At 45.7% G+C, this 25,684-nt stretch carries 27 protein-coding genes and 1 riboswitch; of the genes, 9 read left to right on the forward strand and 18 right to left on the reverse strand.

What is annotated here, in order from left to right; genetic code table 11:
• Window positions 1-93 precede the first annotated feature (93 nt).
• A complete protein-coding gene (locus VP97_RS10910; RefSeq protein WP_050181861.1) occupies window positions 94-552 on the reverse strand; it encodes an N-acetyltransferase in 459 nt (152 codons plus the stop codon).
• A gap of 170 nt (window positions 553-722) precedes the next feature.
• On the opposite strand from VP97_RS10910, the gene argJ reads away from it, so the two are divergent.
• The 4 genes from argJ (at window position 723) to VP97_RS10930 (ending at window position 3,415) form a co-directional block, all read left to right on the forward strand.
• Window positions 723-1,871: a bifunctional glutamate N-acetyltransferase/amino-acid acetyltransferase ArgJ gene (gene argJ, locus VP97_RS10915; RefSeq protein WP_050181863.1), complete on the forward strand. Its 1,149-nt coding sequence runs from the start codon at window positions 723-725 to the stop codon at window positions 1,869-1,871.
• A gap of 364 nt (window positions 1,872-2,235) precedes the next feature.
• Window positions 2,236-2,772 carry a TetR/AcrR family transcriptional regulator gene (locus VP97_RS10920; protein WP_050181866.1) on the forward strand — a complete coding sequence of 179 codons (537 nt, stop codon included), beginning with the start codon at window positions 2,236-2,238 and terminating at the stop codon, window positions 2,770-2,772.
• On the forward strand, window positions 2,769-3,104 hold the full coding sequence (locus VP97_RS10925; RefSeq protein WP_050181868.1) for a DMT family transporter: 336 nt from the start codon (window positions 2,769-2,771) through the stop codon (window positions 3,102-3,104). The genes VP97_RS10920 and VP97_RS10925 overlap by 4 nt, the downstream gene beginning before the upstream one ends.
• Window positions 3,101-3,415 (forward strand): DMT family transporter, encoded by a 315-nt coding sequence (locus tag VP97_RS10930; protein ID WP_050181870.1) that lies wholly within the window; start codon window positions 3,101-3,103, stop codon window positions 3,413-3,415. Before VP97_RS10925 ends, VP97_RS10930 begins: the two co-directional genes overlap by 4 nt.
• Window positions 3,416-3,443: 28 nt before the next feature.
• Here VP97_RS10930 and VP97_RS10935 read toward each other — a convergent pair whose 3' ends face one another.
• From VP97_RS10935 to VP97_RS10975, 9 genes are all read right to left on the reverse strand, one after another.
• The gene (locus VP97_RS10935; protein ID WP_050181873.1) at window positions 3,444-4,775 is read right to left on the reverse strand and encodes a DUF2252 domain-containing protein; all 1,332 of its coding nucleotides are present in this window, start codon (window positions 4,773-4,775) and stop codon (window positions 3,444-3,446) included.
• Window positions 4,776-4,842: 67 nt separating this feature from the next.
• Window positions 4,843-5,772 carry an AEC family transporter gene (locus tag VP97_RS10940; RefSeq protein ID WP_050181875.1) on the reverse strand — a complete coding sequence of 310 codons (930 nt, stop codon included), beginning with the start codon at window positions 5,770-5,772 and terminating at the stop codon, window positions 4,843-4,845.
• Window positions 5,773-5,937: 165 nt separating this feature from the next.
• Window positions 5,938-6,819: an alpha/beta fold hydrolase gene (locus VP97_RS10945; RefSeq protein WP_050181978.1), complete on the reverse strand. Its 882-nt coding sequence runs from the start codon at window positions 6,817-6,819 to the stop codon at window positions 5,938-5,940.
• 578 nt (window positions 6,820-7,397) lie between these two features.
• Window positions 7,398-8,408: an ABC transporter substrate-binding protein gene (locus VP97_RS10950; RefSeq protein WP_050181877.1), complete on the reverse strand. Its 1,011-nt coding sequence runs from the start codon at window positions 8,406-8,408 to the stop codon at window positions 7,398-7,400.
• The gene (locus VP97_RS10955) at window positions 8,405-9,148 is read right to left on the reverse strand and encodes an ABC transporter permease (RefSeq protein ID WP_050181979.1); all 744 of its coding nucleotides are present in this window, start codon (window positions 9,146-9,148) and stop codon (window positions 8,405-8,407) included. The genes VP97_RS10950 and VP97_RS10955 overlap by 4 nt, the downstream gene beginning before the upstream one ends.
• Window positions 9,148-9,912, reverse strand: a complete 765-nt coding sequence (locus VP97_RS10960) for an ABC transporter ATP-binding protein (protein WP_050181879.1) — start codon at window positions 9,910-9,912, stop codon at window positions 9,148-9,150. Before VP97_RS10960 ends, VP97_RS10955 begins: the two co-directional genes overlap by 1 nt.
• Window positions 9,905-10,579, reverse strand: coding sequence for a thiaminase II (tenA, locus tag VP97_RS10965; RefSeq protein ID WP_050181882.1), 675 nt, complete (start codon window positions 10,577-10,579; stop codon window positions 9,905-9,907). The genes VP97_RS10960 and tenA overlap by 8 nt, the downstream gene beginning before the upstream one ends.
• A 1-nt stretch (window position 10,580) precedes the next feature.
• On the reverse strand, window positions 10,581-11,864 hold the full coding sequence (locus tag VP97_RS10970) for an acetylornithine deacetylase (RefSeq protein ID WP_050181883.1): 1,284 nt from the start codon (window positions 11,862-11,864) through the stop codon (window positions 10,581-10,583).
• 77 nt (window positions 11,865-11,941) lie between these two features.
• A riboswitch (TPP riboswitch) is annotated at window positions 11,942-12,047 on the reverse strand.
• A gap of 46 nt (window positions 12,048-12,093) precedes the next feature.
• Window positions 12,094-13,086: a zinc-binding dehydrogenase gene (locus tag VP97_RS10975; RefSeq protein ID WP_050181884.1), complete on the reverse strand. Its 993-nt coding sequence runs from the start codon at window positions 13,084-13,086 to the stop codon at window positions 12,094-12,096.
• Window positions 13,087-13,205: 119 nt separating this feature from the next.
• Here VP97_RS10975 and VP97_RS10980 point away from each other — a divergent pair, with 119 nt between their 5' ends.
• Both VP97_RS10980 and VP97_RS10985 read left to right on the forward strand, forming a co-directional pair.
• Window positions 13,206-14,162 carry a DMT family transporter gene (locus VP97_RS10980; RefSeq protein WP_050181885.1) on the forward strand — a complete coding sequence of 319 codons (957 nt, stop codon included), beginning with the start codon at window positions 13,206-13,208 and terminating at the stop codon, window positions 14,160-14,162.
• A 30-nt stretch (window positions 14,163-14,192) separates the two neighbouring features.
• A complete protein-coding gene (locus VP97_RS10985) occupies window positions 14,193-14,756 on the forward strand; it encodes a DUF3267 domain-containing protein (protein WP_050181886.1) in 564 nt (187 codons plus the stop codon).
• A gap of 43 nt (window positions 14,757-14,799) precedes the next feature.
• On the opposite strand, the gene VP97_RS10990 is transcribed toward VP97_RS10985, so the two are convergent.
• Window positions 14,800-15,801, reverse strand: coding sequence for a quinone oxidoreductase family protein (locus tag VP97_RS10990; RefSeq protein ID WP_050181887.1), 1,002 nt, complete (start codon window positions 15,799-15,801; stop codon window positions 14,800-14,802).
• 112 nt (window positions 15,802-15,913) lie between these two features.
• Between VP97_RS10990 and VP97_RS10995 the strand changes: the two genes are divergently transcribed.
• Window positions 15,914-16,294, forward strand: coding sequence for a ferritin-like domain-containing protein (locus VP97_RS10995; RefSeq protein ID WP_050181888.1), 381 nt, complete (start codon window positions 15,914-15,916; stop codon window positions 16,292-16,294).
• 12 nt (window positions 16,295-16,306) lie between these two features.
• Here VP97_RS10995 and VP97_RS11000 read toward each other — a convergent pair whose 3' ends face one another.
• The 3 genes from VP97_RS11000 to VP97_RS11010 form a co-directional block, all read right to left on the reverse strand.
• Window positions 16,307-17,083, reverse strand: coding sequence for an alpha/beta hydrolase (locus tag VP97_RS11000; protein WP_050181889.1), 777 nt, complete (start codon window positions 17,081-17,083; stop codon window positions 16,307-16,309).
• Between the two features lie 12 nt (window positions 17,084-17,095).
• The gene (locus tag VP97_RS11005) at window positions 17,096-17,764 is read right to left on the reverse strand and encodes a thermonuclease family protein (RefSeq protein WP_050181891.1); all 669 of its coding nucleotides are present in this window, start codon (window positions 17,762-17,764) and stop codon (window positions 17,096-17,098) included.
• A gap of 129 nt (window positions 17,765-17,893) precedes the next feature.
• Window positions 17,894-18,292, reverse strand: coding sequence for a hypothetical protein (locus tag VP97_RS11010; RefSeq protein ID WP_050181895.1), 399 nt, complete (start codon window positions 18,290-18,292; stop codon window positions 17,894-17,896).
• 214 nt (window positions 18,293-18,506) lie between these two features.
• Between VP97_RS11010 and VP97_RS11015 the strand changes: the two genes are divergently transcribed.
• On the forward strand, window positions 18,507-19,526 hold the full coding sequence (locus VP97_RS11015; RefSeq protein ID WP_050181896.1) for a C40 family peptidase: 1,020 nt from the start codon (window positions 18,507-18,509) through the stop codon (window positions 19,524-19,526).
• Window positions 19,527-19,581: 55 nt separating this feature from the next.
• Here the strand turns inward: VP97_RS11015 and VP97_RS11020 are convergent, their stop codons facing one another.
• From VP97_RS11020 to VP97_RS11035, 4 genes are all read right to left on the reverse strand, one after another.
• On the reverse strand, window positions 19,582-21,255 hold the full coding sequence (locus VP97_RS11020; protein WP_050181980.1) for a ribonuclease J: 1,674 nt from the start codon (window positions 21,253-21,255) through the stop codon (window positions 19,582-19,584).
• A 121-nt stretch (window positions 21,256-21,376) separates the two neighbouring features.
• Window positions 21,377-22,396, reverse strand: a complete 1,020-nt coding sequence (locus tag VP97_RS11025; protein ID WP_050181897.1) for an STAS domain-containing protein — start codon at window positions 22,394-22,396, stop codon at window positions 21,377-21,379.
• Window positions 22,397-22,618: 222 nt separating this feature from the next.
• Window positions 22,619-23,995, reverse strand: coding sequence for a 23S rRNA (uracil(1939)-C(5))-methyltransferase RlmD (rlmD, locus tag VP97_RS11030; RefSeq protein ID WP_050181898.1), 1,377 nt, complete (start codon window positions 23,993-23,995; stop codon window positions 22,619-22,621).
• A gap of 16 nt (window positions 23,996-24,011) precedes the next feature.
• Complete coding sequence (locus tag VP97_RS11035) at window positions 24,012-24,785, reverse strand: TrmB family transcriptional regulator (protein ID WP_050181899.1); 774 nt, start codon at window positions 24,783-24,785, stop codon at window positions 24,012-24,014.
• A 118-nt stretch (window positions 24,786-24,903) separates the two neighbouring features.
• On the opposite strand from VP97_RS11035, the gene VP97_RS11040 reads away from it, so the two are divergent.
• Window positions 24,904-25,662, forward strand: coding sequence for a TSUP family transporter (locus tag VP97_RS11040; RefSeq protein WP_050181981.1), 759 nt, complete (start codon window positions 24,904-24,906; stop codon window positions 25,660-25,662).
• Window positions 25,663-25,684: the final 22 nt, after the last annotated feature.

Here is a 25,684-nt window from a genome sequence, read left to right on the forward strand (position 1 = left end):
AGCTTTAAAAAAAATAAATAAGCTGCCCGGAATGAGCAGCTTTAAAAATGCAGACAAAGTTAGAAAGCACGTACTTGTCTTCAGCCTGTTAAGTTAAGCAGTTTTAATTGCCATAGCAATCTCATCACAGCTCGGGAATTTCGGACAGTGTACACAATCAGTCCATACTTTTTGAGGCATTTCTGATTTTGAAATAATTTCAAATCCGCATTTTTCAAAAAAAGTGACTTGATAAGTTAAGGAAATCAACTTGGGAATACCGATTAATTCTGTTTCTTCTATAATACGTTTCACTAATAGCTTTCCAATTCCGCGTCCTTTAGCATTTTCTTTTACACCGAGCGAACGTACTTCAGCGAGATCGTGACCAAGTATCGCAAGGCTTGCAACGCCAAGGACCTCCCCCTGTTCTTCCGCAACAAAAATCGATTGCAAATTTAGAACAAGTGACTCTTTCGTTCGTGGCAGCATCAGCCCTTCTTTTGCATAATGATTCACAAGTTCAAATATTTGCTCCACGTCACCCAGCACAGCTTTGCGTACTTCGATCATGATTTCTCACCCTTTCTGCCATTCTATTATCCTTTTATCTTACTGGATTTTATGGAGAAGTCAAGGTTACATATTCATATTATTTGAATAATTATTCAAATATTCTTCACGAAGCTGCTCGTTTCATTGTATAATAAAAACATTGACATAAACATATAGGAGGATTTTCTTTGACTCACTTTCCAAAAGGATTTTCATCCTGCTCTATTAATGCAGGAATCAAAGACGAGACACTCGATTTTACTATTATTTACTCAGAGATCCGCGCAGCAGCAGCGGCGATGTTTACAAAAAACCAATTTTGCGGCGCGCCGATCGTCATTGGCAGAGAGCATATAAAAGACGGCTATCTGCAGGCTATTGCTGTGAACAGTAAAAATGCAAATGTGGCGACAGGCGACAAAGGCCTTCAAGATGCCCGTTCAATAACGGAAGCGGTAGCAGCTGAGCTTGAGATTGATCCTTCTGATGTGCTTCCTTCTTCTACAGGAATCATTGGTGTTCCACTGCCCATTGACAAAATTGTCTCGGCTGTTCCAGGTTTAAAAGGGCAGCTGCGTGCAGACGGGCTTGAGCAGTCGGCAAAAGCGATTATGACCACTGATACTTACCCGAAATTCAGAACTCGCAAAATCGGGAATGTCACCCTTGCCGCGATGGCAAAAGGATCTGGCATGATTGAGCCGAATATGGCGACAATGCTTAGTTATATTTTAACGGATGCCAGAATAGAAGCCGATGATTTAAAAACAATGCTTCAAAATGCCGTAAACGTATCGTTCAACAGTGTATCTGTAGATGGTGATACAAGCACAAGCGATACAGTAGCGATTATGGCGAACGGTCTGGCAGGTGAAGTGGACCTGGTCCAATTTGAAGCGGTCTTAACGGAGCTTTGCATTGAACTGGCGAAAGAAATTGCCCGGGATGGAGAAGGTGCGACAAAGCTTATAGAAGTACAGGTCACGGGTGCTGACAGTGATACCGTAGCGAAGAAAATCGGCAAGTCGCTTATCAACTCACCGCTTGTGAAAACAGCTCTTTTCGGTGAAGATCCAAACTGGGGCAGAATCATGTCTACCATTGGAAATTCGGAGGATCCGGTCGATACCTCTTCTGTTTCCGTTGCTTTTGCTGACGTGTATGTGTTCCAAAACGGCGCACCGACAGACGACAAACGTGCTGAACTGGAAGAATATTTAAAAACAGATGAAGTACTTATTCAAGTATCACTTGGAACAGGAACAGGCGCTGCTACCGTATGGGGCTGTGATCTTTCCTACGATTATGTAAAAATTAATGGTGAATATACAACGTGATGTCCGCCCGCCTCGTACAGGCGGGCTCAGTTTGTAGACAAAGTCTGTCTCTTTCAAAAAAGAGCCGATAAGTGATGTTCAAAATCTATAAGCAAGGATTTAATAGACTTTTTCTTTTTTTTACACAGAAAGATACGACCTTATTCACTCTATACAATCTTGTGGCAAGCCACTTGGCGGCGCCCGGGTCAGCGCCTGCCCATGGAAAGTAGAGCTACCCGGACGCCGCCGATCTATCCCATTCATATGACGGTCATGAATCATTTTTTTATAGTCTGCACCCGCCTTATACAGGCGGGCTTTTTTGCTTTTTTTAAATATCTGTGTTATTCTTTTAACTAACGACCGGTAGGAAGGGAAAGATATGAAAGAAACCATAAAAAAAGCCGCAGCGGCTCTTTTCGCCGAGCATGGATATGCGGGAACGTCATTGGCACAGATCAGTGAAAAAGTCGGCATTAAAAAGCCGTCCCTTTATGCTCATTTTAAAAGCAAGGACCATCTGTTTGAGTGCATCATTCAAGATGCTTTTGACGCAGAAACAAAACGAGTGGAAGCAGCCGACGATTTATACAAGCTTCTCGAGTCGTATCTTTTCCTTTATGAAGAAGATGCGCTGTTTCGTTTTTTGCTGACCAGTTCTTTTTTTCCGCCTGATTTTTTAAAGAAGCGTATTTTAAAAAAGTATGATGAATATCTTCAGTCGCTCGAAGAAAAAGTAAAAATGGTGCTGCCGTCTGATTCTGTTCATACAGAAGACGCGGCCATTATGTATACGATTATTTTAGACAGTTTGTTGGTTGAGCTGTGCTATGGAACGCGGGAACGCTCGCAGAAGCGGCTCGATACAGCATGGCGTGTGTATGAACAGGCTTTTATGAAAGGACAGAAAAAAAGATGAATGTAAAATGGTTTCTCGTTCTCGTAGCGGGATTTTTTGAAGTTGGATGGGCGTCGGGATTAAAGCATGCCGATTCGCTGTTTGAATGGATACTGACCGTAGCAGCGATTATGATTAGTTTCCTTCTTCTGCTGTATTGCTCAAGCCAGCTGCCGGCCACGACGGTTTACGCCGCTTTTGTCGGCCTTGGTTCTGCTGGTACCGTTCTGCTTGAAATGACACTTTTTGACGAGCCCTTCAGTTGGATAAAAATTGGCCTGATTGCCGTACTTCTCGTTGGGATAATCGGATTAAAAACGGTTACGGTTGAAAGAGACGTGAGTACTTCATGAGCTGGATATTGTTAATTTCAGCCGGTTTTTTAGAAATAGTTGGCGTTGCCGGAATGACCATGGTCAGCGAGCGAAAAACAGTCCGTTCTTTTCTCATTATGTTCGGCGGCTTTGGCTTAAGCTTTCTTCTTCTCACCCTTGCGATGAGCTCCCTTCCAATGGGAACAGCATACAGTGTCTGGACAGGTATCGGAACCGTCGGCAGCGCGCTGGTCGGCATGATTGTTTATAAAGAGTCCCGGGATACCCGACGGATTCTGTTTATCTCCATGATTATTGGTTCAGTCATTGGCTTAAAACTTGTTTCGTAAAAAAAAACTGCCTGAACTGGCAGTTTTTTTATGTGAACTTCGTATTAAGCCAGCCGCAAAACAGGACGTAATCGCTTTTTACACGCTCCTTGTACGCCATAGACATAAAAATAAGCTGTGTTTCAAATGCGTCATATTCATCCCCAATGGCTTTTAAAATTTCTTCCTCACTGTGGTAGTCAAGCAATAAATGTTCAATGTCACGGTCTGCACGAGCATGAATTTTTGCCGCAATGCCGCCGAACACTTCAAGTACTTTATCAAACTCCTGGTTATTCTCGATATCTTCCGGCTTGATTCTTTTTTTGTATGGCGAACGTTCCCGCACGTAAAAGTGGCGGTTGTCAATCGTGACAAAACCTAAAAACGGATCGTCATGGTGATGCATCGCTTTTTGGGTCGTCACCACCCGTTCCCCCTGATGGCCATATCTCAGCCAGAATTCTTCATCATACGGCATAAAGTAAGCGGGAACCGGCGCCCGTACTTCCTTCATTTCTAAAATAATATCATCAAGCTCTTGTTCGCATTCTTCTTTTCCTTCTATTAAAATGTAAAAGCGGTCGAGGCCAATCGAAGCTGTTCCGGACCCTTTTTTACGAACAATGTGTTTGATTTCATAAAATTCGCTACGCTTGCGGTCTTCTTCATCGAGGCTTTGCACGTAGTCCTGCCAGGCTGCCTCTATTTTTTCCTGCTCTTTTTGTGTAACAGACGAAAGTTCCTCGGAAAGCGCAAATATCCGCTTGCTTTCCTCTTTTACCGTCCAGCGGTCAAGCAGTCTGGAAGAGTCACGCTTCTCAAGCTTTTTCAGCACTTTCCGGATCGGTCCTTTTGTGTTTTCTTCCGTGAAAAAAAGCGTCACAGGATCTTCTTTTCCTTTTACAAACTTTTTCAGCTGCTTATAATAAGCTTGCAGAAACGTACGCATTCTTTCTTCAGAGTCATTAAATCCGTATTGTTCACAGTAAAGGGCAATGCTGACTGTCATTCGAAGCAAATCATATACATACGAACCCATATAGCCTTCATCAAAATCATTCACGTCATAAACAAGGTCCCCTTCGCTGTTTTGAAACGCTCCGAAGTTTTCCACATGCATATCACCTTGAATCCACGTTGGTTTATTTTCCGGTGTATGAAAAGAAAATGGAATTTTCGCTATATCATAGTAAAATAAATAAGCGCTTCCCCGAAAAAAACGGAATGGATTTTCCGCCATTTGACGGTATTTTTGTTTTCGTTTTTCCTGACTCAGACCGGTAATCCGCGAGTCAAACTCATTCAGCACCGTTTCAAGCATCGTACAGCGAAGTGCCCGGCGCGTTTTTTGCACTTCAGCCATCCAGTTTTCAATCATCCCTACCCCTCCCTCGTCCCTTTTATTTTACCACAACAAAAAAGAGCGCGGTTTGAAAAAACAGCGCTTACGCAGGGAACCATATTTGGGCAAGATAAATAACAACGGCGACCGTTACACTGCTTAATATTGTGGTAACGATGACCGCCTGTGAAGCGAATTCTGGATAATTATCATATTCTAATGCCAATAATGCACTGTTCCGTGAGGTTGGAAACGAGCTGGCAATAAACATTGCCTGTGCCAGCGTGCCATGCACATTAAGCATGATAATGACCAGCAGGCCAATCGCGGGAGAAAGAAAAAGCCGGGTTACAACAGCCAGTACGAGCGGCTTTGAAAAGGACGTAATCTTCATATATGCACACTGGGCGCCCAATGTAATCAGCGCCACTGCTAAAAATGCATTTGATGCATTTTCGATTGGCGTCCATAAAAAAGAAGGAATTCCAACACCAGCCGCTTTAAGGATCACTGCCACTATAAGAGCATGAAGCACCGGCAGTTTTAATACTTTTTTCAACACTTTGTCACTGTCAGCAGACGCAGAAACGGAATTGTAAAACCCCCACGTATATGTTAGGAGATTTTGAAAAATCGAGATAATAATCTGCACCGACAGGCCCAGCGGATTCGCGGCAAAAACAAGGCCGCTTACCGGCAAGCCGTAATTGCCCGAGTTGCTTAAAACCCCGCTGTTCTGGTAGCTCGAGGACAGCTTTCGGTCAAAACCAGCCAGTTTAGAAATAAAAAGGGCTGCGATAATTAAAAGTCCATTAAACAAAAGTAAATAAACGAATACAATACCAGCTGTTTTGCCTGATAATTCAGTTTCATATATATTGACAAAGCAAACCATTGGCAGAAAAAAGTTAATGGTCAGCCCTGACAAAGTCGGCATATGCAGCGTATACTTCCGATGCAGGAAAGCGCCGGCAGCAATCAGTAAAAACATAGGTAAAATTATTTGAAGGAACACACTAGCAAACACAATCATGGTGAAAACGCCTCCATATAGTCAAAAAAAGAAAACGGAGCGCGGCGCTCCGTTTTCCCTGGGGATGTGAGACACTTCTGTTCACATCAGGGGATAAAACAAGCGTACCATAGAGGCTTATTCAAAAACAGGTTATTGCCATTTTATTTTTTTTGTTCATATTGTTCATGATTGGGATGCTTCTTCTTTTAAAAATCGGCTGATCCATGCACTTACAATTTCAGGATATTCATGATGAAGCCAATGAGTTGCTTCATCTATTAGTACAAGCTGTCCATTTCCACATTGCTCGACACTTTTTTTGGCCAGTATAAGAGACAACGCGGCGTCTCTTCGGCCCCATAGCATACGCACGGGTACAGCCGGACCAGGAGTGGGAATTTCGAAAAGTGCCTGCTGCCGCATCGCTCTGTACCAATTGAGCATAGCGGTGACCGATCCTTTTTTCGCCCATGCTTCTTTGTACACCCGCATATCCTTCTCATCAAAGGTTCCTGGCTGGGCAGTTGCTTTCATCAGCTTTTCGAGCAGGCTGTACTCATTTCGCTTGAGCAGCCATTCCGGCAAAAACGGAAGCTGAAAAAAGAAAATATAAGCGCTTTTGAGCCATTGAAGGGGATAAAACGGAGCGGTTTTGGCAAAAACAGCTGGATGCGGAACGTTCAAAATGACCAGCTTTTGGACAAAATCAGGATGAACAGAAGCTAAAAACCAGCCGACAATGCCTCCCCAGTCATGACCCACCACAAGAGCTTTTTCAAAGCCGAAAGATTGAATAAGGCTTATGATATCTTTCGCAATTACATCGAGTGTATAAGCCTCAAGCGGCTCCGGCTTGCTGCTTTTTGAGTAGCCCCGCATATTGGGTACGACCACCCGATAGCCTTGTTCCACTAAAGCATCAGCCTGCTTCTTCCAGCCATAAGAGCATTCCGGGAATCCATGCAGCAATAAAACAAGCTCTCCATTCTCCGGCCCCGCCATTTCGGTGTAAAGGTTGATCCCATTTACCCCAATGGGCCGCTTCGTCCATTCATATGTATCCACCTTCTTCACTCCTTTTCTCGACTGTTTCTTCGTCTCTTTTTTCATTCCCCTCCACTGCCCAAATATGCAAAAAAAGAATAGAAAAAGCTGCCCGGTTTTCCGGACAGCTTAGTGTGTAGACAAATTCTTTCGCTTTAAAAAAAGAGCCGATAAGTGAAGCCGGCCGGACTACGCTTTCCGCGGGCAGTGCGGGAGCTCCCTCGGCTGCGCCTGCGGGGTCTCCCGACTCACTGTACTTCTCACAGAAGTCTTCGTCCGGCAGGCTTCACTAAAGTGTTAAAGATCAATAAGCAAGGACTAAACAAAACTTTCTTCTTTTTTAACAGAAAGATATGACCTTATAAGCTCTCTACACTCTTGTTGCAAGCCACTTGGCGGCGGGAGGGCAGCGCAGACTCGTATGGGACTAGCGGGCAGCTGAGACCGGAGAAGCCGTCAGGCGAAGTCGGGCTCAGCGCCTGCCCCATGGAAAGCGGAGCTGCCTGGACGCCGCCGATCCATTCCATTCATGTGCACAGTCATCCATACAATTTGTCTACAGTCTGAGCTGCCCGTTTTTCCGGACAGCTCTTCTTTTCTTATTTCGGCATATTAACAAACATTTCGTCTACAGCCGGTTTTCCTTTAACCAATCCTGCCTGCTCCATCCAATCGGCTGTTTTTTGCCATGTTTCTTCTTCCTGATAGCCAAAGCCCTGTTCTGATTCCATAAGCGGCAGCAAAATATCCAGGCTTTCTTTTTCCACTTTTTCTTCAAGCGGGAAGTTTTCCTGCTCCTGGTTCGCCATTAAAATATCCAATGCGCCGTCCGGATCCTTTTTTACATCTTCAAATCCTTTGTCGGCTGCACGCCAGAATGCCTCGATCAGTTCCGGATTTTCTTTCCATGTTTTGTCGCTTGTGACCGCAATTAATTCATAAAAAGGCGGTACACCATATTCAGTCAAATCAAAATGAGCGGTTTTGTATCCTTCAAATTCCAGAAGCGGAACTTCATGATTAATATAAGCCCCTACAACTGCATCCGCTTTTTTGCTGATAAGAGATGCGTTTAATTCAAAGCCGACATCTACCAATTCTACTTTCGACGGATCGCCGCCGTCTTTCTCCACCATCGTTTTTACAATCGATTCATTCAATGGAATTCCTGTGTAGCCAACTGTTTTTCCTTCTAAATCTTTCGGCGATTTAATATTGCTTTCTGCAAGCGACACAACCCGGTTCAGCGGCTCTCGTACAATGGCGCCGACTGATTTCACGCCAACATTTTGCTCAGTACGTGCCACAATCACGTCCGGCTGATACGTAATGGCCATTGTTACTTGATCAGACGCGGCCATTCCAATCGGGTCTGTCACATTTGCCGGGAATTGAATGTCCAGGTTAATGCCTTCATCTTCAAAGTAGCCCTTTTCCTTCGCTACATATAAAAAGCTGTGTACGGCATTTGGATACCAGTCCAGCATAATGCTGACATCCTGCATCTCCTTTTTGCCGCCCTCTTCTGCTGTTTCCGTTGGTTTTTCTTCATTGGCTCCGCATCCTGCGAGCATAGCCGCAGCGAGTGCCCCCGCTATCCATTTTTTCATTCGTTTTTCCTCCATTTCATTGACCGCTTTTCAAGCAGTTTAACCATTACAAATAACACAATGCCTACAATCGAGAGCAGCACAACAGGTGCAAAAACAGCCGCTCCATCAAACTGGGTCATCATGCGGCGGCTGAAATAACCAAGCCCGGCCTGTGCTCCGAGCCATTCCCCAATTGCTGCACCAATGACGCTTAATGTGACAGCGACCTTTAATCCTGAATAAAAGTGCGGCTTTGCAGAAGGCACCTGCACTTTAAAGAAAATATCCTTTTTTGTTCCGCCCATTGTGAGCATCAATTCACGCAGTTCTTTACTGCTCGATTTTAACCCGTCAAATGTATTGACCGTGATCGGAAAAAATGTAATAAGCACCGTTACGACAACCTTGCTCCAAATCCCATAGCCGAAAAACAAAATAAAAATAGGCGCCAGCGCAATGGTTGGAATCATTTGCGATGAAATCACAATCGGATAAAAAGCCCGTTCTGCCGTTTCACTTGCTGCCATCCAGACCGCCAGCGCCACGCCAAGCACAATCGAGATGGCAAGCCCGATTAAAATGATCGACAGTGTAGACGGCAGATGCTCTAGAAAAAGTGTTTCCCGGAGCTCCCAAAAACGAACCGCTACACCAGACGGAGATGGAAAAATAAACGGAAGATTCACCAGGCGGGCGGCCAGCTCCCATAAGCCGAATAGGAGAAGCACAATCAGCAGGGCAGGCCCATACTTCTTCATCATGGCTTTTTCACTCCGCTCCGCAGCTGGTCAATCAAATCATTTTTCAGTTTTAAGACGGCCGAATCATTCAAGTCCCGCTGCGACCTCGGACGATCAAGTGGAACGGCTACCTCCTGGAGTGTACGGACCGGTGTATCCTGAAAAATGAAAATACGGTCTGACAAAAATAGCGCTTCGTTCACGTCGTGAGTAATAAACAGGATCGTCTTTTCCCGCTTTTCCCATTGATCCAACAGCCATTCCTGCATGGACAAACGTGTAATGGCATCCAATGCACTGAACGGTTCATCAAGAAGCAGAATATTGGAACCGGTCAAAACAGAGCGTAAAAAGGATACACGCTGGCGCATGCCGCCGGAAAGTTCAGACGGGTATTTGTCCGCTGATCCTTCAAGTCCAAACTCATCCAGCAGCGGTATAATGCGTTTGGCTGCTTCTCTTTTAGATATGCCGGCCAGCTCAAGCGGAACAGACGCATTTTCAAGCACTGTCCGCCACGGCATTAACAAGTCCTGCTGCGGCATGTAGCCGGTACGGCCATGCCGGCTTTCGAACTGCTCTCCATTTAACCAAACAGCACCCGCCTCCTCCTGTTCCAGTCCGGTAATCAGCCGAAACAGGGTGCTTTTTCCGGAACCGCTCGCTCCAATAATCGTGACAAATTCACGGTCGTACACCGTCATATTCAACTGATCAAGGATTAGTTTTTTGCCGCCGTACGAAAACGACACATCCTGAAACTGGAGAACCGGCTTACGCATCGCCAGGCCACATTTCTCCGTTGTATGCCATGTCCCAAAACATGTATTCAAACCGGGTTGTGTTTAAGAAAATGTCTTCAAGCCGCGCACGCTCCCGCTCTGACTTTCCTTCCGCCTGCTCGTCCATTAAATCAATGCACCACTGGGCAAGCTGGCCAAATTCTTCTGAGGCATACATCCGAATCCACTCGCCATACAGCTTATGGTCCGCAGCGCCCGGCCGTTTACTTAATTCCTTGCCAATTTCCCAGTAGCTCCAGGCACATGGAAGCACGGCCGCCATTACATCCGCCAGCGTTCCATTTTGAGCCGCGTGCAGCATGTAATGCGTATAAGCAAGTGTAACCGGCGACGGCTTTGCTGCTTTAAGCTCTTCTTCTGTAATACCAAAGCGTGCCGCATACTGCCGGTGCAGAGCCATTTCTTCGTTTAACGTTCCGTCTAAAAGCGCAGCAAACCGGCCCATCGTCGCCACATCATCCGCTTTTACTGCTCCAATCGCAAACACTTTCGCATATTGAATCAAGTACAAGTAATCCTGCACCATGTAAAAACGAAACCGGTCGGGATGAAGCGTTCCATCTCCCATTCCCTGCACAAATGGATGCTGGTGGTTTTGCTGCCAGATCGGCAGGCATTTCTCCCGCAAATGATCACTAAATTTCATCTTAGTATTCTCCTTTCTTTTGATGCGTCCAATTGTAAATAAAAGCTGCCATCACTTTTGTATAGTGAACAAGTTCATCAATGTCGAGCTGCTCGTTCACCGCATGTGCATGACGAAGAGCGCCTGGTCCGTAAATAGCTGTTGGAATGCCGGCATCTGCAAGCCAGCCGCCGTCCGTCACAGAAGGAGACACATCTAAGACAGGTTTTTCCCCCAGTACAGCTTGATGGGCGTTCATCAATGTATGTACAGCCGTACAATGAGGATCCACCTCAAATGAAGGAAAGATTTCGCCCCGGTCTTCAATCATAGACGTACCGCCCCATTCAAACTGCGGCGGGTTCTTTTGCATCCATAAATCTCCTTTAGCAATATTTCTAATAAATTCTTCCACTTCCTTTGCCACACTTTCGTATGTTTCATCCGGATAAAAATGAACCGTGATCCATAGACGGCATTCATCCGCAATAAAAGCCGCATGGCGTCCGCCCTCGATCACCGCAGGATTAATGGTTGTTGTTCCCGGCGGAAAGCCCGGGTAGCTCTTCATTACCGCCCAGTGCCGCTCAAGCTCCTGCAGACCATGAATAATCTTTGTCATTTTTTCGATCGCACTGGCACCCATCAGCCGGCCCCCTGCATGAATCATCTGCCGGCGCGTAGCATCATGGAAGGTCTGCTCACTTTTTAACGTAATCCAGCCGGTAATGACACCGCCCTGCCCTTGAATGTGCAGTTCACTCGTATCGGCTACAAGAGCGAAATCAGCACGATAGCCGCGTCTGCAGCACTCCAACGTGCCTGCCTCGCCGACTTCTTCACCGATAACCGATTCAAAGATTACATCACCCGGGAGCTTGATTCCCGCTTCATGAAAAAGCTGAATCGCAAACAGAGCTCCAGCCAGCCCTCCCTTCATATCTGCGGCTCCACGTCCGACAATTGCATTTTCCTTCACGGTCGGTGTGAATGGGTCTGTTTCCCATTTCTCATCGGGCGTTACTTCTGCCACGTCCACATGACCGTTAATAATAAGACTTTTATGACCTTCGCTGTTTGTGCCCTTTAACGTCCCCACCACATTGGGGTCATTCGGATATACATCCCATTTGTCAATTTCAAAGCCCTTTTCGCCCAAAAACCGGGCGATAAACTGCTGGGCTTCTTCCGTATTACGTGCTGGCGGTGCTGGTGTACGGAATGAAATTAACGTCTTCAACAGTTCAATTAGCTCTTCTTTTCGTCCGTCAATTTGTGTATGTATTTCTTCGATCGTTTCTTTCAAGGCACTCTTCCTTTCTTGAACGTAAAAAAGCCGCTTCTTCGCATGGAAGAAACGGCTGTTATGACAAGTAGAAATAAAGCGTCAAAACACCTCTTCCTTACGCCGGTACGAACCGGTTCAAGTTATAAGGGTTAAGGCAGATCGCCTCTCTCAGCCCAGTTAAGGGCACCCCCAGCGGTGATTTCTATTTAATTTGATCTTGATACTAGTTTTATCACACTAAAGCATCTCATTCAATAGTAAATGCAATTTTACCTATTTGTTCGGCTCTTTCCATTCGGATGAATGCGTCTTCAAATTGGTCTAACGTGTAGGTCCGGTCCATTACCGGACGCAGATTATGAGTCTCAATAAACGCAAGCATTTCTCTCATTTCTTCTCTGCTCCCAAGCGTGGAGCCGTACATATTAAACTGCCCGTAGAAAAATGTACGCAAATTGATCATTACTTCATCGCCGGCAGAGGCGCCAAATGTCACAATGGTGCCGCCTGTTTTTAACTGCTCAAGTGACCGGTTAAATGTGGCTGCTCCGACAGACTCGATGACGAGATCGACTTTTTCTCCGTCAAGTGCTTCGCGCCAATCAGCAGCTGAATCAATTGCTTTATCCGCACCGAGTTCCAGTGCTCTTTGGCGCTTTTCCTCTGACCGGGATGTTACATACACTGTAGCACCGGCTGCTTTGGCAAACTGCAGCAAGAAAGTGGCTACTCCGCTTCCAATCCCGGGAATCAAAACAGTCATGCCCGGCTTTACTTTTCCTCTTGTAAAAAGAGCCCGGTAAGCGGTCAGGGCAGCAAGCGACAGAACACCGGCTTCCTCCCACGATAAGTGAGCCGGCTTTGGCATCGCATTTTCTGCCGGCACCGTAATAAACTCAGCAAATGTTCCATGAAAAGGAAGACCAACAATTTCAAAGCCCTCCGGCGGAGCATCGCTTTTATCTGGCCATCCCAGACCCGGATTGATGATTACTTCGTCTCCCTTTTGGATCGTTGTTACACCAGCACCGACTTCCTCAACAATGCCAGCGCCGTCTGATCCGATCACGAGCGGCGGCTCTGTTTCCTTATGGCGGTGCAGCACAAAAAGGTCGCGATGATTTAATCCAGCTGCTTTTAACCGCACTCGCACTTCCCCCGGACCGGTTGCCGGCTTTTCGACCTGTCCGGCCCAAACGCCTAAAAGTCCTGGCGCGCCTTTATGCAGGATCGCTTTCATGAAATTCCCCCTTTATTCTGTCAATATGTTATGATTTTAACATACATATAGACAAAGCCTGGAATTCCGTGTTCTTGCAATCTGCTAAAAACCGGAAGGCTTCAAAATGAGGCGATACGATGAAAGAAATAGCAATTGGTCTTTTAGCTTCTGTTTTTTTCGCGGTTACCTTCGTGTTAAACCGTTCGATGGAGCTGTCCGGCGGCAGCTGGATGTGGAGTGCATCTCTTCGCTTTTTATTTATGCTGCCTTTCTTTGTTGTAATTGTTGCCATGCGCGGTACATTACGGCAGCTGCTTTCTGAAATGAAGCAGCACCCCGCCGCCTGGATCGTATGGAGTTTTTTCGGCTTTGTACTTTTTTATGCACCGATTACGTACGCAGCCGCGTCAGGTCCCGGCTGGCTAATTGGCGGTACATGGCAGCTGACGATTGTAGCTGGTGTTTTATTAACACCGCTTTTTGGAGAAAGAAAAAATGGACAAATGGTTCGTCATAAAATTCCTCTCGGTGCGCTGGCAATCTCCTGTGTGATTTTAGTCGGGATTGCTATGCTGCAGCTGGAAAAGTCCGATGGCTTAACCCTGTCTGGCTTTCTTACCGGCGTCCTGCCCGTTTTAATTGCCGCTTTTGCCTACCCGCTTGGCAACCGGAAAATGATGGAGCTGTGCGGTGGACGGATTGATACGTTTTCACGCATTCTCGGGATGATTCTGGCAAGTCTTCCATTTTGGCTCCTGCTTAGCGCGTTGGGGTGGGGAATGGACGGAGCTCCTTCATCAAGCCAGCTGACACAAACATTTATTGTCGGCTTGTCATCCGGAGTCATTGCCACTACACTGTTTTTTATTGCAACTGACCGTTCACGAAACAATCCTGGCCGGCTTGCTTCCGTTGAAGCCACTCAATCTGCCCAGGTGCTTTTTACATTAATCGGTGAAGTGCTGCTTTTCGGTGCTGCGCTTCCTGGTTTGTCAGCATCGGTTGGCCTGGCACTGATTATTATTGGTATGATTTTGCACAGCTGGTATACGAAGAAGCTAAAAGAACGTGAGCTGCGTGAGCACGTAGCATAACAGACAGCAAACGATCATAGGAGGCCGGTTATGAATCTTCCGCGCAAACCTGACTATACGATTCAACTCAACATGAAGAGTATTCATATTTGGTCGATCGTGCTTACTCTCTTATTGATTTTAGCAGGCGGTTTTTTCACTATTCTTTTTTACGGAGAAAGCCGCTTTTCCTTTTCTCTGCTTGATGTATTGCTATGGGGAGTTTTATACATCCTGCTCATTATTCTTCATGAAATATGCCATTTGATCGGATTTATCGTTTGGGGAAAATGCAAAAAAGAAGATTTGCTATATGGAGTTAACCGGGAGCTTGGTATTGCTTATGCCGGGACAAAAAAAATACTTCCCGTCCATGCGATGAGAAGAGCGCTGCTGCTGCCCTTCTGGATAACCGGGCTGCTTCCGTTCGCAGCAGGCATCTGGCTAAACAGCGTGCTTTTGATTATTGTAGGTGCTTCTTTGATTGGGGGAGCAGCCGGTGATTTCTCCATGTACAAACAACTGCGCCGTGTAAAGCCGGACGCATTTGTCCTCGATCATACGCATAAGCCGGTTCTGTATATTTTTAACGAAAAAATAGACAGTCCTTCTTAAGGAGCTGCCCACTTTTGCTTCCGAGTGTACCGGGGGTACTACATTAAATATCGAGTACAATTTTTCCGAATGAGTCACCATGTTCCATGTACTGAAGAGCCTCCGCCGCCTCTTCAAGCGGGAAATGCCTGTCAATAACCGGACGGATTTTTTCTTGTTCAAATAGCGTCAGCATGTCTGCAAATTCTTGCGGACTGCCCATGGTTGTCCCGCGTATATCCAGATGCTTGAAGAATGCGCGTGGCAGCACTAGCTCAGGTACCGGTCCTGTTGTCGCGCCAAAGCTTACAATTCGTCCTCCCGGCTTGGCAAGGTCAATTAAACGGTTAAAGGTTTCTCCACCGACTCCATCAATAATAAGATCAGCACCGCCCATTTCGCTTTTTAGCTTTTTAGCCCATTTATCGGCCCGGTAATTGATGCCGCCGGCTGCACCCATTTGCCTGGCCCGCTCTAATTTTTCATCACTGCTTGATGAAACAAATACATGTGCTCCTTTTGCAACAGCAATTTGCAAAGCAAACAGAGCCACACCGCCGCCAATACCTGGAATAAACACAGTATCCCCTTTTTTTAGTTCACCACGGGTTATCAGTGCCCGGTAAGCCGTAAGAGCAGAAAGAGGAAGTGCCGCTGCTTCCGGCCATGTCAAATAAGACGGCTTTTTATATACATTCTCACATGAAATCTTTACGTATTCGGCATAAGTTCCGTCTGTAGGCATGCCAAGAATATGAAAGTCCGGATGGTTGAACCGAATGTCTTCTCCCCATTGAAGACCTGGATTAATCACAACCTCATCCCCTGCCCGCAAACTTTCTACCCCGTCTCCCACCGACTCTACAATTCCCGCTCCATCTGCTCCAAGAACAGCTGGCAGCTTCATACCGGGATACATTCCATATGTAATGAAAACATCGCGCCGATTTAGGGACGCGTTTTTTAGCTTCACAATAATTTCCCAGCTGCCCGCAGCCGGTTTTTCCATTTCTGTACGCTTTACTGCGTTCGGTCCGCCTGTTTCCTGCAATAGCATCGCTTTCATTACCTTCTCCTCCTTTGTTCGACATTTTTCTGCGTTTACCCGTTCATTTTAACAAGAAAACATGCCTCTGCATACGATATAGCATTATGATGCCAAAAAGGATGTGCTTGTGATGTTGACCGAGAAACTGATGAAAGCGATCAATGGAGAATATACATCCATTCATGTTTATGAGAAACTGGCGGACATGGCTTCTACACCTTCCCAAAAATCGCGGCTCTTAGCCATTCGCGCTGATGAACTCAGACACTTTGAAACATTTTCCGCTCTTTATCATGCATTAACCGGCAACGCTCCTTCTCCTGTCCTTACTGAATCCTCCCCGAAAACGTTCAAACAGGGCATTCTGCAGGCTTTTCAGGATGAGCAGGAGACATCCGAGTTTTATCAGGAAACAGCCGATTCCTCTCATCTTCCTTACGTGAAGAAAGTGTTTGCCCGGGCGGCTGCCGATGAGCAGCGTCATGCGGTTTGGTTTTTATCTTTTTTGTAGGCCAGGAGCTTCCTAAAACCCCTGTTTGCGAAGCCAATTCTCACATACAGACGTCCATTTAGACGCTTCTTTATGATCAGTGGCAAGTCCAAGCCCATGCCGGCCGCTCTCAAAAATGTGCAGGTCAAACGGAACAGAAGCACGGCTCAGAGCAGCCGCAAACAGTAAGCTATTTTCAACTGGAACCGGCTCATCATCTGCTGTATGCCATAAAAAAGAAGGGGGCGTTTCTTTCGTTACATGCCGCTCATTGGACAAAAACAGCCGCTGCTCCCCAGACGAACCAGCTCCAAGCAGGTTTTCCATTGAGCCGTCATGCCGATGCTCCCCAAAGGTAATGACCGGGTACCCCAAAACAAGCAAATCCGGACGAGATGGCTGTTGTTCCACCGGATCAGCAGCACCCTTCATTCCCTGGTCGTATTTGGTTGCAAGCGTTGATGCAAGATGGCCTCCTGCTGAAAAACCGAGTACTCCGACCCGTTCTGAATCTACCTTCCACGACGGCGCATGATGCCGGACAAGACGAATGGCACGGGAAGCATCCAAAAGCGGAACCGGATGCCGGTAAGGCGCTGTGCGATACTGGACAACAAATGCATGAGTGCCAAGACGGTTCAGCCATTTCGCGACAGGTTCTCCTTCATGAAAAGCCCGTCTCGCATAGCCTCCTCCCGGAAAAATCAGCATAGCTGGTGCTGTTTCAGAACCAGCAGGGTAAAATGTCATATAGGGTGTTTCTTCCCCATCAAGTTTAAAAGGAACCTCATCTTCCCATAAGTGAATCATTCTGCTTCCCCCTTATTTTGAGTTGAACCCCCGGTCGGTTACATACCCTTCCATTGACCAAATACCTTTTTTCTTCTTCTTGGCAATTCCCTCTTTTGTTTCAAACTCGTTCAAGTAGCGCGTATTAGGCGGATATACATAAGCAACCCGCGCAAAACCTTCCTCTAAAAGAGTTTCCTGCACACTTTTCCCGTTCACATACACATACACCAATATGCGGCTATACTTGTCCAGGCGCTGGCCAATATCAAATTCAATTGTAATATCTCCACCTTGAAGCAGTTCTGCTGTTCGTTCCTTTGCTTCTTCACCGAGCGGCTGCCTGCCCAGCTGTGGATGGCGGGTTTCAGGTGTATCAATAAGCAGGAAGCGAGCACTAAATTCTTCTGCTTTTCCATCATTATCCGCATCAAAAGCAAAAACAGCGGTGTCACCGTCAACCGGGCGCACAAGCTTCGCCGGAATAGGTTCTATCACTCCTTTTGTTTTTAAGATGCTTCCCGCTTCATCGACTGGCTCCTCTGCTTTATTCGAGCCTTTTTCTGTTTGCTGGTTTTCTTTTTCGATTGCTGTTAACACATCTTCTGTTACTTCTAAAACATCGCTCACTTCTTCTAAGCTGCAAGCTGACAGAAACAAAGCTGCAGTTGCACATAGAATCAGTGTCACCCTTCTTTTCACGTTTTAATCCTCTTTTCTTTCCTCTTGAACATCCATATAAAAAAACCTCTTTAAAAGAGGTATCAAGCTGTCGGCATACGCTTGCTTTCCCGACGTACCGACGTTTTCCACTCTCTTTTAGAAGAAGGTTTATTTTTTTGCAGCTGCTTCTTGAATATAGTCGGCAATCACTGGAACCGAAAGCTCCAGACCGCTTGTTGATAAGCTGTTTTGCACATACTGAAGCTTGTTGTCGTCACTTGCATACGATTGAATATTAAGGATGTTATTAATATATAAAATGCCTTCATTTGTAATCATCGGTTTGATCACATGTCCGTCTGTTTCATTATAATGGCGGATTTTTTGGAGCCCATTAATAAGCCCCTGGTCAAACAAGTCATTCATGGCAATCTCATAAACTGCCGGCTTCATATTTTCACTGATCCGTTCATGAAGTTCATACATTACATCCGGTTTGTTTTCCAAATAATATTGTACATAATAAGCAAGAAGCACCTGTTCTGCTACTGGTAATTGTCTTCCCATACAAACGCCTCCTTTTCAATTTCCTCTATTATACATGATGCAGGCGCCTATCAGTCAATTTCCATTCAACCTCTTTATGCGCCACACATATACTATAAATACATCTTAAATGCTCTGCCGTAGGCATATGGACACAAAAATTCTATTAACAATACTCTTAAATCATGGTATAGTCATGACAACAAATACCATATGAATAGAGGAGCTTTAAGATATGACCTTTAAAAAGGTGATGATAGCGATCATGCTTTGCGTAATGGCTTTATCACTCCTGTCTCCCGCTGCAAAAGCCGCTGAATCCACTGCTGCTTGTTCTCCTAAAAAAGCCGCTAATAAAACATATATTAATGTGTCTGTCGCCACTCTGTGGAAAGACACGAGTGCAAAACGGAAAATCGATCAGCCATCTCTCTCAAACCCTGTGAATATAAAAGCCTGGACATCCAAAATGGCAACTGTAAAAGACCGTATTTGGCTGACTGGAAGAGCAGAAACACAGGCACTTTATGGGCAGGAAGTCGTCATTTTAAAAACCAGCGGCAGCTGGGCACAAGTGGCTGTCAAGGATCAAATTACGTCCAAAAACAAAAAAGGCTATCCAGGCTGGCTGCCTAAATCGCAGATCACCACGCAGCCTGCTTCTTATGAAAACTGTGGGACAGCCTGGGTAAAATCCAAGACAGCGTACCTTTTTCATGACAAGAAAAAATCGTTTATGGAAATCAGCTTTAATACGGAACTGCCCATTATTAAATCAGAAACGAATTGGGTACAGGTCATGACACCATCAAACGGAGCCAAATGGATCAAAAAAAGTGATATCCGTGTGCTTGCTGCGATACCGAACATTCCAAAACCAACCGGCTCTGCGCTTTTAGCAACCGGAAAACAGTTTCTCGGTCTTCCTTATTTATGGTCGGGCATGTCGGCTTACGGCTTTGACTGTTCAGGCTTTACTTCCTCTGTTTACCGCTATCACGGCATTAGTATCCCGCGTGATGCTTCTGAACAGGCAAAAGCAGGCAAAGCAGTCGCAAAATCTGCCCTACAGCCGGGTGACCTTTTATTTTTCGCTTACAATAAAGGCAAAGGCCGTGTCCATCATGTAGCTATGTATGCTGGCAATGGCCAGATGATTCATGCACCAAAAGCCGGTAAGCGGGTAGAGATTATTTCGATGAATACCGCGGCTTACAAACAGGAATACGCAGGCGCACGCCGTTACATTCAGTAAAGCCTTGTAAAAAAACCATCCCCGTACTCTCTGACGGGGATGGTTTTTGATTTTCTTACACTTCAATGATAATAGGAACAATCATTGGGCGCCTTTTCGTTTGGGCGTATAAAAATTTCCCAACGGATTCTTTCAAATGCTGCTTCATCACTTTCCATTGAGTTACATGCGCTTCCTGTAATTTCTGAATCGTAGAAGCGGCAATTTGATTAACATCATTCAACAGCTCTTCTGACTGGCGGGCATAGACAAACCCTCGTGAAATCGTATCAGGTCCGGAAACGATTTTGTTTTCTGATTTACTTAAAGTAATGACAATCACAAGCATCCCATCTTCGGAAAGCTGTTTGCGATCACGAAGCACAATATCGCCCACATCTCCAATTCCGAGTCCGTCCACAAATATATTTCCAGCCGGGATTTTTCGTGTCTGCCGGGCTTCAGATTGACGGATGTCGACTACATCCCCATTTCCTACAACGAAAATGTTCTCCGGCTGAACGCCAACAGACTCTGCCAGCAGCCGGTGCTGCTGCAGCATTCTAAATTCTCCATGGATCGGAATAAAGTATTTCGGCTTCATCAAGGTAAGCATAAGCTTCAGCTCCTCCTGACAGCCATGACCGGACACGTGCATACCGGTAGCAGCCCCTGATCCATAAATGACATGGGCGCCAAGACGAAATAAATTATCGATAATACGTGCTACATTTCGTTCATTTCCTGGAATAGGCGATGAAGACAGGATGACGGTATCACCAGGATAAATTTCCACCTGCCGATATTTTGAGTTTGATAAGCGGGACAAGGCGGCCATTGGTTCTCCCTGGCTTCCCGTACAAAGAATCGCAACGCTCTCTGGATCCTGGTCACTGATTTCCTCCGCATCAATCAGCATCTCATCCGGGATATCCAAATAGCCAAGCTCGATCGCCACCGATACTACATTCACCATACTCCGTCCTAATAGGGCAAGCTTTCGATTTGTTTTTCTTGCTGCATCAACGACCTGTTGAACGCGGTGAACATTCGAAGCAAATGTGGCGATAAACACTTTGCCCTGCGCTTTGCTGAACGCTTCTTCGATATGCCGTCCGACGTGTTTTTCAGACGGGGTAAATCCAGGCCGCTCCGCGTTGGTACTTTCTGAAAGAAGGGCAAGCACCCCATTCTCACCAAGCCCGGCCATTTTGTGAATATCCGGATATTGATCGTTAACCGGTGTTAAATCAAATTTAAAGTCACCCGTATGTACAACCGTTCCTTCCGGTGTATGAAACGCGGCTCCTAAACAGTCCGGGATGCTGTGATTTGTTTTAAAAAACGTAAGACGGATCGTTCCAAGCTCAATGACCGAATCGGAATGTATCGGTGTCAGCTTTGTATCGCCGAGCAATCCATGCTCTCTCAGCTTAATTTCGATCAAGCCGATTGTCAGCCGCGTTGCGTAAATAGGCACGTTAAGCTGTTTAAGAAAATAAGGAATGCCTCCAATGTGATCCTCATGTCCGTGTGTGACAACGAGCGCCCTGATTTTTTCTTCATTTTCACGCAGGTACGTAATATCTGGAATAATTAAATCAATGCCTAATAAACTTTCGTCCGGGAACTTTGAGCCGCAGTCAATCAGAACAATATCATCCGCATACTGCACGGCATACATATTCTTTCCGATTTCATTTACGCCGCCTAAAGCAAAGATAGATAATGTGTTTTCCTGTGCATTCATCGTGTCTTCCTCCCCAAAAAACTCATTATCAAAATTGTGCCCTGTTCCGGTTCTTTTATGCCTCTTTCCTTTTTTGAGCAAAACAAAAAGCGGCGCTTTTGCAAAAGCACCGCTTGATTTTTTAAACAATCGTTCTTCCATGCTGACCCAAAGCAAAATAGATACCATGCTGCAGCGTTTGAAAGCAGTCGAATTTAGACAGGTTAATATTTGATTGTGAAATAATCAAACTAAGCTCTGGAGAAATACCGACAAGAATGGTTTCCGTTCCAATTAAGGAAGCAGCGGAACCAATTTTTTCAATTAAGCTGACGGTATGACCGCTAATATCCCTGTCGAGACCCGTTAAATCAAGCACTAGATAATTGGCTTTGTGCGCCGGAAGATTATTCAGCGTTTTCACGACAAGTTCTTCCGAGCGGTCTTCATCGTATTTTCCAATCAGCGGAACGACGACAATTCCTTCGAGTACAGGAATAATGGGCGAGGAAAGCTGTCTGACTAATTCTTTCAGCTCTTTTGTTTTTTCCTCTACAATTGTTTCCAGCCGCAGGATTTCTTCCGCTTCTTTCTTACGCGCTAATTGATGAATGTTATTTGAAATTGTCACATCTGACGGGAAATATTCAATGATGCTGTACTCATGTCCAGCAAGCTGATCCTGTACGACTTTGTACCACATGTTTTGTCCAAACAGCCCGCTGAAAATACCCGCATAATGAGCGGGAAGATAATTTCCACCCTGCTTTTTGCCCTGTGCCTGGTTGATTTTAAACTCCCAGCTGTCTTTTATATGAGCGGTAAGTGTTTTTGCTCCAAAATCCAAATTCTTGATCGTTGTGCGGCCCCAGCCTGCGGAGGCATAAGTATTCGTAATAAGCTCCGCTGCCTGCGCAGCGTCTACATCTTTTATTTTTTCAAAGTATTGTCCTACAACCAACCCCTGGCGGAAACCTGTTGTTTCAAATACAAGGTTGGAGGCTTCTTCTCCGGAAATTTCTTCGATCGTGTCAAAAAAAGTTTTCATGGCAGAAGAAATCCAAAAAAGGACTGCATCTTGTTGTTCAAACAAAAATTTCCCTTTCTCTAAATCCCATTCAAATGTAAGCCCGCCAATTGTGATATGTGAATTTACTGCCATTTATGCATGCCCCTTTATGTTGAATAAGTACTTTTTATACACAGTATACCCATTATAGTTTTTGCCGAAAAACCTGTCCAATGTAGAACCTTTTTCTTTTTTAAAACAGCATATTTAAAGCTGCCTATACCCTTTAATCGCTCTACATTTAGATAGCGCTTCATAAACAAAATAAAAAAGCAGGGAATGAGGTTAACTGTCCTTCCCTGCTTCAAAACCCTGTTACAATAAGTCTAAAACAGCTACTGCCTCTACATGCACCGTCTGCGGAAACATATCCACCGGCTGCACCTCACGCGTTTTATATCCACCGTCTTCTAAAACACGAAGATCACGGGCAAGCGTACCTGGATTACATGATACATATACAACCCGGCTCGGTTTCATTTTCAAAATCGTTTCCAGCAATGCTTCGTCACAGCCTTTGCGCGGCGGGTCCACCATGATCACATCCGGCTTGATGCCCTGCTTGTACCAGGCTGGAATGACTTCCTCTGCTTTTCCCGCCTCAAAATAAGCGTTCTTAATGCCGTTGAGCTCCGCATTTTTCCTTGCGTCTTCAATAGCCTGCGGTACAATTTCGACTCCGTACACCTGCTTTGCTTTTCGCGCAAGAAACAGAGAAATGGTACCAATGCCGCAATAAGCGTCGATCACGGTTTCCTCACCAGTTAATTGGGCATACTCGAGCGCTTTATTGTACAGCACTTCCGTCTGGACCGGATTAACCTGATAAAACGACCGGGCCGAAATCGCAAACTTGATATCGCCGATTGTATCGTAAATTACATCTTCTCCAAACAAAGTACGGGTCACATTGCCAAAAACAACATTCGTTTTTTCTGCATTCACATTTTGGACGATAGAGGTAATGTCCGGAATGGCCTGACGGATGCCTTCAATAATAGCCTCCCTATTTGGAATTTCATTGGTGCGTGTGATCAGCACAGCCATTTTTTCGCCGGTTTGATAGCCGATCCGTGCCATCACATGACGAAGCACGCCTTTATGGCGGCCTTCGTCATAAGGCATAACCCCATTAGCGGCACAGACGTCTTTTACTTTTTGAATGATAACATCGCTTTCCGTGTGCTGAATCAAGCATTCTGTCATATCAATAATGTCGTGTGAGCGCTTTTTGAAGAAGCCAGCGACAATCCGGCCTTCAGCCGACAGCCCCACCGGGACCTGTGCTTTGTTTCGGTAGCGCCACGGGTCCTCTAAGCCAAGCACTGGATGCACAGGCACGTCCGGCAGCTTGGCGATCCGATCGATCACATTGCGCACCTGGTTGTATTTCATATCCATTTGTCCTGCATAGGATAAGTGCTGCACCTGGCAGCCGCCGCATTCATCATATACGGGACAAGGCGGCTCAACCCGCTCCTGTGACGCCTTGTCCAGTCGGATCAGCCTGGCGAATCCGTACCCTTTGTTTAATTTTGTTACTTGAATTTCTCCTGTTTCCCCTGGCAGAACACCTTCTATAAATAATGGATAGCCGTCAACTTTGGCTACCCCTTTTCCTTCATGTGTCAAATCGGCCACCGTTACATGAACGATATCACCTTTTTGAACCGGAGCTTGAATCTTTGCCACAATTACTCTCCTCTTTCTATTTGAAAAACGATTCCCGCTCAGCCGAAATCCATTTTTCCATTTCTTTTTCCTTTACAAGACGATTCACTAAAATATCATGCCAGACGTAATTTTCCAACAAATAAATATGAACCGGATCATCCGTATAAAATGCGGTAGCCCGCTGCTCAACAGACGGTCCATACAGCATTTCCTTACCGTCAATCGACAGAATAAACCATTTGTCCTGTCCGATTTCTTCAACGAAGCTTGTCTGGCGATGTACATCGAGTCCCCTGATTGGCTGCTCTACTTGAAAAACGATACCCTTCATCTTACAACGATGTGCGGCTTTCTTCAAGAGCGGTTGGAGCATTTTGTACATCCCGCTCCACATGGAAAGAATCACTTTTCGTTCAGCTTTTTGCAGCATTGTTTCACAAAATGCCAAAATCGGTTCTTCCCCATGAATGGAAGCAACCCGTTTGTCCGGCTCTGGCTGCACAATTTCTAGTGCTTTTAATGATTCACCGACCGATGAAAACGTCGCTTCCCATTTTGATTGAATGGAAGCCAAAAATACATCTACCGGAAGCGGTGAATAGAGCGTACTTTTGCCACTCTTCTCCTGAATGACGACTCCTCGTGCGGCTAAACTTTTTAATACGTCATATACCCGCGCCCGCGGAATACCGGATTCTTTACTGACCTGATACGCTGTTGAGGTACCGCATTTTACAAGCGTCACATACGCCTGGGATTCATACTGATTAAAGCCCATCTCCTGTATTTTCTCGATCATTCCGTTCATGTTCTCCTCCATGGCCTCTTCTTGATTCCATCATATCATGTTTACAACCGAAAAAATATTAGTTACTATTATAGTAGTAACTATCTAACAGGAGATGAGATGATTGGACGAGTCCGTTATGATCATGCTTTTCTTTTTTGGCTTTTTAGCCGCCTTTATCGATGCAGTCGTCGGAGGCGGCGGCTTGATTTCGATTCCCGCTTTGCTCGCGGCAGGGCTTCCACCGGCCACAGCAGTCGCCACGAATAAACTGGCCAGCACAATGGGGGCGCTCACAAGCACAATTGCATTTGTGCGGGCAGGAAAAGTGGATTTCCGGCTCGCAGGCCGGTTGTTTCCACTTGCGTTTATCGGCTCCATTTTCGGGGCGCTAACCGTTCAGCATGTTTCACCAGATTTGTTGAAGCCGCTCATTCTTATTCTGCTGACTGTGGTAGCGATTTATACAGTTTTCAAAAAGGACTGGGGCAGCGTTTCCACTTATCAAAAAGGAAGCGGAAAAAGAGCGATTCTGTTTGCGTCAGCAATTTTGGTGATCGGTTTTTACGATGGCTTTCTTGGCGCCGGCACCGGTTCTTTTATGCTGTTTGCTTTTTTGCTGCTTGGTTTTGACTTTATGCAGTCTGCCGGCAATGCGAAGCTTTTGAACTTCGGCAGCAACATTGCGGCTCTCCTGCTTTTCCTGCTGACCGACATGGTATATGTCGGTCACGGCCTTGTAATGGGCGGTGGCATGGTCCTCGGCGCATTGGCCGGATCAAAATTTGCGATTCAAAAAGGTACCTCGTACGTAAGGCTTTTGTTTATTATTGTGACCGTCTCCTTAATCGGTAAAAACGTGTATGACTTTTGGTGCAATCATCTTCTATTAGATTGAACTGAAAAAGTACCCTCGCTTC

Origin of the sequence: Domibacillus robiginosus (assembly GCF_000966195.1) — a bacterium.
Taxonomy (GTDB): domain Bacteria; phylum Bacillota; class Bacilli; order Bacillales; family Domibacillaceae; genus Domibacillus; species Domibacillus robiginosus.